Below are 12,536 nucleotides of genomic sequence, written 5' to 3' on the forward strand. Positions count from 1 at the left end.
CAACAATCAATAATTTTAAGAACAGTATGGTACAGGTTGTAATCTTTTTTGAATTACACCAGAACAGCCTTGATTACATGCATTAAAATCTGCAGCGCAATTACAAGTTACTTTGCGGCATTGTAGTGGATCACGGTAAGATTGCAACCCGCGAGTAATATATCCACCCTGGACTTTAATTTCGTGAAGGTATTCCAGATAATTTTCTCTGGCAAAATGGTTTGCTTTATTGGAACAATCTCGACAGTTGTTTGTGCAATTTTGCTTGCAGTAATCAAGCTGCTGAAAACAGGTTTGTTGGCATTGACTTAAGGTTTTATGATGGGCAATTTTATTTTTAAGTGTGGCACAAGCTGAAAGCTCCAATATTATAAGACAAAAAAGTAAACGGAATGCAGTGTTCATGATCCAGGTCCCACATTAATTTATTGTGAAATAAAACATTATAGCCAAGCTACTAATGTAAATAATGCAATAAAAACCAATAACACTATAGTGGCATGTTCTACAAGATTTTCAGCAACAGCCATTGGTACTTCTTCAGCATCATTGATACGAACTGCTTGCAAACCACACTCGCTCAGTATTTTATCATTTGAATCAGGAGAAGTTAGAACATATTGAACGAATAGATGAAAACCTCGTTGAAAATTTCCAACTAATAAAAACAGTAATGCAGTGATTCTGGCTGGTATCCATTCGAGAATGTTAGCAATCTGACTTGCCTGAATATTTATAAAATTAATTTCTTTACATAAAGTGATTAATCTGTAGGTTAAAGCTGCAATTGGCCCTGCGATGATGTACCAGAATACAACAGCAAATAATTGGCTGTTTACCTCAGCGAAATATTCTCCAATTGAATCGGTTTCAGTTTGATTGCTACGCTTTTCCATAATTGGGTAAAAAGCATTTTGCGGACCCAGACAGTAGTAAAAAATAAACAGGCTAAGAATTAGGCCAAATAACCCAAACAGAATGCTATGGAGAGAAAAATAAACGAGAGATGTGAGAAGAATAATGGGTAATATGATAGCTATCAAGGTAGCCCAAGGATTAGAAAAGTATTCATTTTTATCAATGAATTTTTTTAGAAATAGAGTATAGTTATTAAACCAGGAAAATCGCTGATAGGAAATTGAATGGATTAAAAACCGTTCACTGAGCAAGCATATTACTATTACCAGTAATTTCATTTGATTAATCCTTACGCATTTTTTCAGATAAAGCTATAGGTGTTGGATATTTCAATACAACAAGATACGATGAAACGATAAAAGTTAAAATAGTCGTTGCCTGAATTAAATTGGAGGCGACTTCTGAAATCAGGTTTGTACTCAAGGCGATGCTTGCAACCAATAAAGAAAACTCACTTCCTTGCCCCAGGCGAATTCCCACCTCTTTTGCTACTTGTTTTTTCTCACCAGAGCGGGCAAGCAATATATAAAATAACAATGGTTTGATAATCAGTATCAATGTCGCTAATATCACTGCCGGGATAACTACTTGTGCTCCAAATCCAAAATTAAAAGTGGCTCCTATCGAAAAAAAGAACATGACGAGGAAAAAATCTCTTAATGGTTTTAAACTTTCAGCAATAAACAATGAAATTGGGCTGGATGCCAAAGCTACTCCTGCTATAAAAGCGCCAATATCTTCTGATAACCCTATTTTTTGCGCCAAAACGGATATCCCCAAACACCATCCTATTGAGAGTAAAAAAACATATTCCTGGGTTCTATCAAAACGTGCCAGCAGTTTTATCAAAATGTATCTTTCAAATAAAAAGGAGAACAGGCATAAGGCAGGTAGCGCGATAATAACCAGGATAAAATCATTGATTGATAGGTTGCCATCCTGATGAGCACTATTAATTAATATCAAGAGAACTATTGCTATAACGTCCTGCATTAAAAGTACACTAATCATGACTTCACCAGTATGCTGGTGATGCAAAATGGTTGTAGGTAATAATTTCAAGCCAATAATTGTACTTGAAAACATCATGGCGCCACCCAATATCATGGATTCAGTGACTGAGAGGCCAAACCATCTGCCAATTCCATAGGCCAGCGCAGCAAACAAGATTGAACTTACGATTGCAATCCAGGTTACTTTTCTTAACATATGAATCAAATTCTGGGGCTGTAAATGCAATCCTAATAAGAAAAGCAAGAATACTATTCCGATATCACCTATCTGTTTGACAACCGTCACATCGGATACAAGCTTTAATCCCCAAGGACCAAAGCTAGCTCCGAGTATTATATAAGCAACCAATAGTGATTGTTTGGTATATAATACCAGAGTAGAAAAAAACGCAGCTCCGGCAAATATCAAAAATATAGTGTAAAATACAGAGCCATCATGCATTGATTGAATGCCTCTTAGTAAAAGGTAGTTAAAATTGAATTATAAAATCAATTTTATCCATTAATCCATTAATTAGCTATTAATTATTGTTTATTAATGAGAAATCGTTGGTTTTAATTGGAGCCAGATGGCATCTAAGGTGAGAATGCCATCGATAGAGAAAAGCCATGCGCACATTCTGATTGAATTTTTCTCATAAAGACATGGGGTGACCAGTTACTGCTTTTAGAAAACAAATTAAATTAACACAGAAAAGGATCCTTTTATTCCGTTATTTGATAATTTCGTCTTAAGGTTGTCAGCCATTAATTTATTACCAAAAGGTCCAACTCGGACAATATAATGTTGCTTATAGTGTTCAATAAACACTGGAGATGGGGTGATATGAATTAGCTTGTCCTTCAAACGCTTTGCCAGTGCCTCAGAGGAAAAGGCTCCTGCCTGCAAATAATAATGACCTTGCCCAGCTGGCCCCATAAGTGTTTCAATTTCAACATGAGCTGTCCCTTTGGGAAAAACCCCCAGTTTTAATGCGGCGGCATAAGAGAGATCTATGACTCGATCTGCGTGAAATGGTCCTCTGTCATTAACTTTAACTATTGCGACTTTACCGTTTTCCAGGTTTCTTACTTTGACATAAGTTGGCAGAGGTAATGTTTTGTGAGCAGCAGTCATGACATACATATTATATGGTTCGCCACTGGATGTACGCTGTTTATGAAATTTTGTTCCATACCATGAGGCAATACCACGAGTTTTATATCCCGTTGAGCTTTTCATAACTTCATAAGTACGCCCATCAACATAATACTCAGAAGGATTGCCATATCTGCTTAATGGTTCTTTGGTCGGTACAGGTTCTTTAAAGCTCACTTGTTTGGCTTGCTTGGGAGCAGCATCCTGTTGAATTGTATAACGGTTGGTTTTGTATTTATATCGATCGTAGACAGAGTTTTTAGTGTGAGTGTTTTGATGTTTATTATTTGCCTGGTTGGGTTTATCATGAATGGCTTGGCATCCCACCAAGCAAACTGAAAGAATAATGAGTATTTTGCGCATATTTTTGATATTTCTTATTGTTATGATTTATTGCTAATATTACCAAAAAATAATAATTTTCGAAGTGTGATTAGATTAATTCGTAGGACAAAATCATATTTTGTTTATATAATGCAATACTTGATTCATTATCGCACTAATATATCCTGCAAGATTTAAAGGAGTTTGCTACAGAGATGGATTCCCTCCTGTGCGGGAATGACAAAAGCAGACTTAAATTGGTATGAACTTGCTCTGAATTAATTCGCAACTTATTTCGCTTTATAAAAAAAATATCAATATTTCTCATATGCCATTTGGCCGCCTGTAAAAGGCTGTGATAATATACGGATATTTTGCAACTATATCAGGTAATATCATGACCAGAGCAACGTCTTTTCTTTTGACGCTATTATTTTTTATTACTTTATTTGTACAATCCACCAATTCAATGGCTGATGAGGTGCTCCCCTCCTCTGATTTACAGAAGCCTTCTCCTACAGTCACAATGAAACCTTTTACAACTCCAGCTGCTCCATTGCTTAACGCCAAAGCTTATATTTTAATTGATGTGAATAGTGGGAAAGTAATTGCTGAAAAAAATAGTGAGGAAAAATTACCACCTGCCAGTTTGACCAAAATGATGACTTTGTACGTTATTTCTAATGCATTGAAGAGTGGACAAATTCATTTGACTGATATGGTAAGAGTGAGTCGTGATGCATGGCAGACAGGTGGCTCTCGTATGTTTATAAAAGAGGGTGATCAGGTCTCTGTTGAAGATCTGTTAAAAGGCATCATAGTAGATTCTGGTAACGACGCTTGTGTTGCTATGGCAGAACACCTTGGTGGTTCGGAAAATGCTTTTACCGATATTATGAATCAGCAAGCTCAAAATTTGGGTATGAAAAATAGTCATTTTACAGACAGTACAGGGTTACCCGATCCTAATCTATATACAACAGCTAAAGATTTGGCGATTTTAGGTCGAGCCTTAATACTCGATTTCCCTGAATATTATGACTGGTATAAACAAAAATGGTTTACATATAATGGTATACGTCAACCTAATCGAAATCGTTTGTTATGGAGAGACAGCCAGGTTGATGGTATAAAAACAGGCCACACCAATGACGCTGGATATTGTTTGGTATCTTCCGCAAAGCGTAATAACATGCGTTTATTGGCCGTAGTTTTAGGTGAACCCAGTGATTCTGTGCGTGCTGATGATAGTGAAAAATTACTAAATTACGGTTTTAGATTTTTTGAAACTCATCAATTATATAAATCAGGGCAATCAATTGCCGAAATACCTCTTTATAAAGGAACTTCTGAGAAAATTACAGTGGGGTTAACAGAGGATCAATTTATTACGATACCTGCCGGTCAATATGAAAGGTTAAATATTTCAACTAAAGTTCCTAATGATTTACAAGCTCCCATAAAGAAAGGCGATAAAGTGGGTGATATTATTGTTCAATTTAATAACAATGTCGTGTCAAGCAAACCGCTTTATGCTTTGCAAACAGTAGAGTCAGGTGGATTTTATACTAGAACAAAAGATTCGATACGGTTAGCATTTAAGCGATGGTTCGGTTCCTAGGATTTTCATAATGAATATCGTTTTTGTTGACGGAAAGTATTGCTGTCAATCTGAAGCAAAAATTTCAATATTTGATCGAGGCTTTCTATTTGGTGATTCGGTTTATGAAGTGCTGCCTGTTTACCATGGGCAGCCTTGTTTTGTTGACAAACATCTTGACCGATTATTCTCAAATATGAAAAAAATTAAAATGACCATACCAAATTATGACTGGCATGGTTTAATTCATAGACTGATATCAGAAAATAATGGTGGTAATTTACAAGTTTATATTCAAGTCACACGAGGGAATCAAGGCATACGTAAACATGATATACCTACTTCCATCACACCTTCGGTTATCGCATTCACTATGCACAACCCTTATCCTACTAAGGAAGATAAAGAAAAAGGAATGTCAGCAAAGTTGATAGAAGATATTCGATGGACGAGATGCGATATAAAAACCACTTCTTTGCTTGCGAATATATTGCTGAATGATGAGGCTGTATCCGAAGGATTCCATACTTCAATTCTTACCCGAAATGGTCTAATTACAGAAGGAAGTAGCACTAATGTATTTATTGTAACTCAGAATGGTGTTATTAAGACTCCACCCCTTAATAATCTCTGTTTGCCAGGAATTACGCGGCAAGTTGTTATTGAAATAATTAAAAAATTAGATTTAAAGTTTATGGAAGTAGAAATTAGCATTTCAGAGCTTTTTTCTGCTCAAGAAATTTGGGCAACAAGCACGACAAAAGAAGTATTTCCCATTACAAAAATTAATGACTCCTTGATTAATAGCGGAACAGTGGGCAAATATTGGCGGATAATTAATGATTCCTACCAACAATTAGTAAATTAAATTAATTATGACAAAAACGACATTAATAGAATTCCCATGCTATTTTCCTATAAAAATTATCGGTATTAACTCAGAACTATTACTCAATGAAATCAAACAAATCGTTATTAATCACTTCCCTACCTTTGACAATGAACATTTAACTCATAAAATGAGTGAGAAAAACAAGTACCTGGCTATTACTGTGACAGTATACGCAGAAAATCAAATGTCACTGGATGGATTATATCAGGATTTAAGTCAACATCCGGATGTGAAAATGGTTTTATAATGATAATTCATAATTTAGGCATAAAAGATTATACTGAAATATGGGAGCAGATGAAGGAGTTCACTGAAGCTCGTGATAACCATACCTGCGATGAGCTTTGGTTATTAGAGCATTATCCTGTATACACTCAGGGACAGGCAGGGAAACCAGAGCATGTACTCAATGCCAACTCTATAAAAATTGTGCAATCAGATCGTGGAGGGCAAGTTACATATCATGGCCCCGGCCAATTAGTTGCCTATGTTTTAATGGATATTCGTCGCAGGAATCTGGGCATAAAAACTTTAGTAACACAGCTGGAACAAATATTAATTTCAGTTTTAGAGCATTATAAAATTGCAGCAAACATTCGTAGTGGAGCACCCGGGGTTTACATCGGCGAAAAAAAAATTGCATCGATAGGGCTTAGGGTGAAAAATGGATGTACCTATCATGGTATAGCATTAAATGTGAATATGGATTTGAACCCGTTTTCAGGTATAAACCCGTGTGGTTTTGCTAAAATGGAAATGACACAGATGAGTCATTTCTATCCTAATATTCAGTTAGATGAAGTAAGCCAACATTTTGTACAGTATTTTTTGAATCAATTTAGATAAATAATAGGATATTATGAATTTGTTAGCAGATTATGTGCAACCAATGACTTACTGGCTACAAGCAAACCCACATTGGTCTCTGTTTATCACTTTCTTAATCGCTTTAAGCGAATCTTTAGCTGTAATTGGAAGTATTATACCTGGCTCTGTCACCATGACTGCAATAGGGATATTAGCCGGTTCTGGAATCATGCGTATTGATTTGACATTACTTGCTGCAACGCTGGGGGCTGTTTGTGGAGATAGCCTTAGTTATTTTTTGGGATACTTCTATAGTGATCGTTTAATCGAGATCTGGCCCTTTAGAAAATATCCAGGCTTATTGAAGTATGGTAAAGAGTTTTTTGCAAGCCATGGTGGTAAAAGTGTATTAATAGGTCGGTTTGTTGGCCCATTACGTTCAATCATTCCAGTAATCGCTGGAATAATGCATATGAAACAATGGAGATTCCTGATTGCAAATGTGGTTTCTGCTATCGGTTGGTCAATTTTATACGTTATGCCAGGAGTATTGATTGGTGCAGCAGGACATGAATTATCAGCAGAAGGAGCGACAAGATTTTTTATCTTGATCTTGGTGATTCTTGCTGTTATTTGGTTGACTAGCCTCGTTCTCAAATGGTTATTTATTAAGTTAAACTCATTTTTGAGAAGTAACTTACACCGTTTTTGGTTAGGAATTAAGACAAGCCCCAGATTATCTAAAGTATATTATGCTATTACTCCTGCTCAGGAGGAAAATCATTACAATACGGTTGGTTTAATACTTATTGCCCTCGTGGTTTTTTTTCTCTTTTTAGCTTTGGCTATTTTTACCCTTGAAGGTCAACTGTTAGACTATATCAATGTGCCTGTGCATTTTTTTATGCAAAGCGTCCACAGTTCCTTGCTGGAAGCATTTTTCATTGCATGTGCTCAATTAACAAGCAAATCAACATTAATTGGGTTATTCATCGTTTCTTGCGTATGGTTTATTTATCATAAAAATTATCGAGCTACAGTTTATCTGAGCAGCATAACCCTATTTAGCTGTTTTATTGCTTTATTTTTAACTAAAATAATTGACAGCCCCAGACCTCAAGGATTGTTGGTTACTTTGCCTGGCTCTTCTTTTCCATCCATTAGTATTTCCATTGCTACTGCGCTTTATGGTTTTATTTTGTTTTATATAAATAGCAAGTATTCCTTAATAACCAGCAGTTTTAAAACGATTATATTAATTGTGCTCGGGTTAAGCGGGTTTGCTAACATCTATTTAGGTGATTTTTGGTTTTCCGATATTTTAGCTGCTTATTTGTTGGGGGCTGAAATTTGTTTGATTCATTGTTTGGTATATAGAAGGTTTAGTACTTCTATTATAAAGAATGAGCATCCATTAATTATGCTCATGTCACTGTTTATGGTTATTGTATTGACCACAGCAATTTCAACAGCTGTGAATTTTAAAGAGCTGGTTCATGACCATATGCCCTATCACAAAGAGTTTACTCTAACAGAAAAACAATGGTGGGATCAGCAAAGCCCACTTTTACCTTTGTATAGACTAAACAGAATTGGAAAACGAATAAGCCTTTTAAACATTCAATACGTAGGTGATCTGGATACATTGCAAAATAAGCTTGAACAATTTGGATGGGAACCGCAGAGTGATAAAACTTTTTTTACCAGATTACTGATGCGAATGAATAATGCACCATCAAATGTTAAACTTCCATTGCTCACCCAGTTATTTGAAAACAAAAAGCCGGGGTTGATGATGACGTATCAAGATAAAAAATCCAGGTTGATTCTTGATTTGACTATTTGGCAATCAAATTATTATCTGTCTGATCCTAAAAGAATTGTGTGGATAGGTTCCATTCATCAAAATATCTTTAATTTAAAGCAAAAAAAATCCAAACATGATTTACCACCAGTATTAAATCCATTGTCTTATGTAATCCCTGCCCTTGATGACTTTACCCTTAGACGGATTGTGTTGTCTTATAATTTAATAAAAACATCGGCTTTCCCTACTGCCCCGTTTATTCTTTTGATAAAAACCAAATAATAGAAAACAGTTGGTAGCAGGAAACATACTCTAATTTATTTATATCAGGCCTGGCTAGTAACCCATGTAAATTACTGATATAACTATATATATTCTTATAATTTATAATCATAAGGGATGGAATCAATGCATATCTTGGCTAAAGTTATTCACTGTCTCTTTCCATTAATTGCCCTAACTCTTTTAATTATTGGAATCAAACGAAACGCAATTTATTATATCATTTCTTCGTTATGGATAAGTCTTATTTCATTAGTCATTCATTATCAGACTTCTGGTGGAGAGATTTTAGGCACTTATTTTAATTATCTTAACGCAACAATATATACCATCAATTTGCTCGTTTTATGTTTATCCTTAATTTACGTTTTATGGCACCTGAGTAATGATAATGTAGCGTTTAAAATTGTTAGCAGTTTATTTCAATCATTTATAGTCATTGGATCTTTATTGGTTGTAATTAATCTTTGGATTAATGCCTATTTCATCGAAAATAGGTTGATAGGCACTCCTGTGATGCAGGTAGCCCTTTTAGAGAAACCAGATTATTGCAATTACAGATATATATTTTATAAGGTGGCGTTGGATGGCACAGTAAATTATCTTTGCCCGAATCATTACGGTTTAATCCCCTCAATTGGTCGATTGTCCATAAGCCCGGATTTTATTGCTTCACAGTTATCAATCCCAAGCAAAAAACAAATGCTCTTATTGCAACAAAAAAGGAGTTAAACTAGCGATTTTCTATATTTTAACAAATTGTTCTGATATTTATTATTTGATAGTATGTGTTTAACTTACCAGTATAGTGCGTCTATGAAACGATTTTTTCCAATATTGTTTATTCTTTACTGCTGTAATTTATTTGCAATGGCACCCAAGCTTAACTGGGATAAAGCGATTGACAATGCAATAAAACGTTATGGGCTAAGAGTAGAGCCGCAATTGATTTCTTATTTTTCTAAAGCCGGAGTTAGCTATCCTCCTAAAGAAATTGCCTTGCTTGCTTTTAAATCTGAGCGTAAAGTTGAATTATGGGCAAAAAATCCAAATCAGGAATGGACACATATTCATGATTACCCATTAACTGGCTTTAGCGGGCGTTTAGGACCTAAATTACGTGAAAATGACAAGCAAATCCCTGAAGGGATCTATAAATTAGTAAATTTTAATCCTTTTAGTAGTATGCACTTATCCATGATGATTAACTATCCGAATAGCTTTGACCGGCAAAAAGGTTATATGGATGGTAGAAAAGAGTTAGGGAATAATATTTTTATTCATGGGAAAAATTTATCTGTTGGTTGTTTGGCTGTCGGTGATCTTGCCATCGATCAATTATTTATTTTAGCCAGAAGAGTTGGTCTTAAAAATATACAGGTTATTATTGCCCCTAATGATTTACGATATCAAAAACCATCAACCTCTACATTTGCCCAGCCCAGATGGTTACCCGAACTTTATAAACAAATTTCAGAGTCACTTAAACCCTTTAAAAAAACCAAATTTACTGCTTAATATAAAGATTAATCTTTTTATTTTATTTGAGTATATACTTAAATAAAATAATTAATAAAAGAATAATCATAAAAATCATATGAATACTCCCAGAAGACAATCATGGTCTCATATTGATTTGGGCGACATAGCAAAGAATGACTCACTGCTAGCCTGCCTGGTATTATTAACCCGATACTATCAATATCCTTTTTCGCCCGCATCGCTTATAGCTCGCTTGCCATTAGTCAACAGTAAATTGAGTGTTGATATGTTTTCACGTGCTGCTGCCAGAGCTTCTTTAGATTCTGAAGTAAAAACTTTAAAATTAGAACAAATTAGTGATGCGGACCTCCCATTAGTATTAATTAAAAAAAGTGGCGAAGCTGTGCTTCTAATACTGGAGGATGATGGTAAAAGAGCAATCCTTGATCCCAAGCAACCTGATTCCCGGATTGATTTGAATCAAATTGCTGATGAGTTAAACGGGCAAGTCATCTTTGTTGAACAACAATACAAACCTAGTACGAGAGCACATGAAACTCTTTCCAAAGAACAAAAAAACTGGTTTTGGAAAGTTGTTATTAAATCTTGGCCATTGTATTCCGAAGTACTTGTTGCCTCCTTGCTCGTGAATGTGTTTGCACTTGTTGTTCCCTTATTTAGCATGAATGTGTATGACCGCGTGGTTCCAAACCATGCTATTGATACCATGTGGGTTCTTGCCAGTGGTGTAGCATTAGTATTTATCTTTGACATGCTGCTCAAGAGTTTACGTTCCTATTTCATTGATGTGGCAAATAAACACAGTGATAAAGAGTTGTCTGCTTTAATATTTCAGCAAGTTCTTGGATTAAGTATGGCTAACAGGCCAAAATCTGTTGGTTCTTTAGCAAATACCGTGCAGTCATTTGAGGTATTCAGAGATTTTATTACTTCGACTACTATGACAGTTCTTGTGGATCTCCCTTTCGTATTTATTTTTCTATTTGTTATTTATTTGATAGGCGGGGTATTATTTTGGATACCTTTTTTAGTGCTCCCTACTATTTTTATAATAGGTTTATTGCTTCAATGGCCTTTAATTCGACTTACGAGAAAATCCTATCAATATGGTGCTGAAAAGCAAGCTACGCTGTTTGAATCTTTGGCTACTATAGAAACTGTAAAGACCACTGGAGCAGAGTCTGTACTGCAGTCACGATGGGAAAAAATAATAAATGAAGCAGCTAAAAACTCTATGCAATTGCGTTTTGTAGCTAATACAAGTATTAGTATCACTAATCTGGCCCAACAAATTGCAACCATCGCTATTATCATTGCAGGTGTTTATATGATTTCTGCAGGTGAGTTAACCACAGGAGGATTGATTGCCTGTACCATATTGACCGGAAGAGCATTAGCGCCTATGGCGCAAGTATCCACTTTATTTACTCGCTACTTTCAATCAGTTAATGCTCTGGATTCATTAAACAAAATTATGCAACTTGAGACAGATACTACAGAAGAAACTCGTTATCTCCATAGACCCTCTCTGAAAGGTGCAGTTGAATTTAAACAGGTGTCTTTTCATTACAAGGAGGATGAGACAAAGGTACTGCAAAATATTAATTTTAAAATTAATACAGGTGAACGTGTAGCCATTATAGGGAGAGTTGGTTCAGGTAAATCGACTTTGGGAAAATTAATATTAAAGCTGTATGCTCCTACAGAAGGAACCATTCTTCTGGATGGCACCGATTATAAACAAATTAATCCTGACGATTTACGTCAGCAAATAGGTTATATTCCTCAGGATATTGTTTTATTTTATGGAAGCATAAGAGATAACATTTGCGTGGGTGCTCCCTTTGTAAATGATTCCGCGCTTTTAAAGGCAGCTGAAATAGCTGGAGTAACGAATTTTACCAATAATCACCCTAAAGGCTTTGATAGGCAAGTTGGAGAAAAAGGAGCGGAATTATCAGGAGGGCAAAGACAATCTGTGGCACTTGCTCGTGCATTGATTATGAGCCCTAATATCTTATTATTGGATGAGCCGACCTCGGCAATGGATGATAATAACGAAAAACAAATCAAAAAAAATCTTAATGACTATTTATCTGATAATCGTACTTTAATTTTAATAACTCATAAGATTTCCATGCTGGAACTGGTCAATCGCATCATCGTTTTGGAAAATGGCAAAATCATTGCTGATGGTAATAAAGATTCTGTTCTGAGTGCCCTTAGGACTGGAGTAACGGTAAGGAAATAGT

Annotated in this window: 12 protein-coding genes; 8 read left to right on the forward strand and 4 right to left on the reverse strand. The window is 35.4% G+C overall.

All coding sequences use genetic code 11. The features are described 5' to 3' along the window. Positions 1-15: 15 nt before the first annotated feature. The 4 genes from EL201_RS07705 to EL201_RS07720 form a co-directional block, all read right to left on the reverse strand. Positions 16-405 carry a hypothetical protein gene (locus tag EL201_RS07705; protein ID WP_027221692.1) on the reverse strand — a complete coding sequence of 130 codons (390 nt, stop codon included), beginning with the start codon at positions 403-405 and terminating at the stop codon, positions 16-18. A 38-nt stretch (positions 406-443) separates the two neighbouring features. After that, positions 444-1,196, reverse strand: coding sequence for a membrane protein (locus EL201_RS07710; RefSeq protein WP_027221693.1), 753 nt, complete (start codon positions 1,194-1,196; stop codon positions 444-446). A gap of 4 nt (positions 1,197-1,200) precedes the next feature. Continuing rightward, complete coding sequence (locus tag EL201_RS07715; protein ID WP_027221694.1) at positions 1,201-2,373, reverse strand: cation:proton antiporter; 1,173 nt, start codon at positions 2,371-2,373, stop codon at positions 1,201-1,203. A 237-nt stretch (positions 2,374-2,610) separates the two neighbouring features. Then, positions 2,611-3,432 carry a septal ring lytic transglycosylase RlpA family protein gene (locus EL201_RS07720; RefSeq protein ID WP_027221695.1) on the reverse strand — a complete coding sequence of 274 codons (822 nt, stop codon included), beginning with the start codon at positions 3,430-3,432 and terminating at the stop codon, positions 2,611-2,613. Positions 3,433-3,790: 358 nt separating this feature from the next. On the opposite strand from EL201_RS07720, the gene EL201_RS07725 reads away from it, so the two are divergent. The 8 genes from EL201_RS07725 (at position 3,791) to EL201_RS07760 (ending at position 12,535) form a co-directional block, all read left to right on the forward strand. Beyond that, positions 3,791-5,014 carry a D-alanyl-D-alanine carboxypeptidase family protein gene (locus tag EL201_RS07725; RefSeq protein WP_027221696.1) on the forward strand — a complete coding sequence of 408 codons (1,224 nt, stop codon included), beginning with the start codon at positions 3,791-3,793 and terminating at the stop codon, positions 5,012-5,014. 10 nt (positions 5,015-5,024) lie between these two features. Continuing rightward, complete coding sequence (locus EL201_RS07730; protein ID WP_027221697.1) at positions 5,025-5,861, forward strand: D-amino acid aminotransferase; 837 nt, start codon at positions 5,025-5,027, stop codon at positions 5,859-5,861. 7 nt (positions 5,862-5,868) lie between these two features. Beyond that, positions 5,869-6,132 carry an HP0495 family protein gene (locus EL201_RS07735; protein WP_027221698.1) on the forward strand — a complete coding sequence of 88 codons (264 nt, stop codon included), beginning with the start codon at positions 5,869-5,871 and terminating at the stop codon, positions 6,130-6,132. Further along, positions 6,132-6,731 (forward strand): lipoyl(octanoyl) transferase LipB, encoded by a 600-nt coding sequence (gene lipB / locus EL201_RS07740; RefSeq protein WP_027221699.1) that lies wholly within the window; start codon positions 6,132-6,134, stop codon positions 6,729-6,731. The genes EL201_RS07735 and lipB overlap by 1 nt, the downstream gene beginning before the upstream one ends. Before the next feature lie 13 nt (positions 6,732-6,744). Next, positions 6,745-8,781, forward strand: coding sequence for a VTT domain-containing protein (locus EL201_RS07745; protein ID WP_027221700.1), 2,037 nt, complete (start codon positions 6,745-6,747; stop codon positions 8,779-8,781). A 126-nt stretch (positions 8,782-8,907) separates the two neighbouring features. Beyond that, positions 8,908-9,513, forward strand: a complete 606-nt coding sequence (locus tag EL201_RS07750; RefSeq protein WP_027221701.1) for a hypothetical protein — start codon at positions 8,908-8,910, stop codon at positions 9,511-9,513. A gap of 84 nt (positions 9,514-9,597) precedes the next feature. After that, positions 9,598-10,299, forward strand: a complete 702-nt coding sequence (locus EL201_RS07755) for a L,D-transpeptidase family protein (RefSeq protein ID WP_172457044.1) — start codon at positions 9,598-9,600, stop codon at positions 10,297-10,299. Positions 10,300-10,378: 79 nt separating this feature from the next. Next, positions 10,379-12,535, forward strand: coding sequence for a type I secretion system permease/ATPase (locus EL201_RS07760; RefSeq protein ID WP_027221703.1), 2,157 nt, complete (start codon positions 10,379-10,381; stop codon positions 12,533-12,535). The last annotated feature ends 1 nt before the right edge of the window (position 12,536 follow it).

The organism is Legionella pneumophila subsp. pascullei, assembly GCF_900637585.1.
Classification (GTDB): Bacteria; Pseudomonadota; Gammaproteobacteria; order Legionellales; family Legionellaceae; genus Legionella; species Legionella pascullei.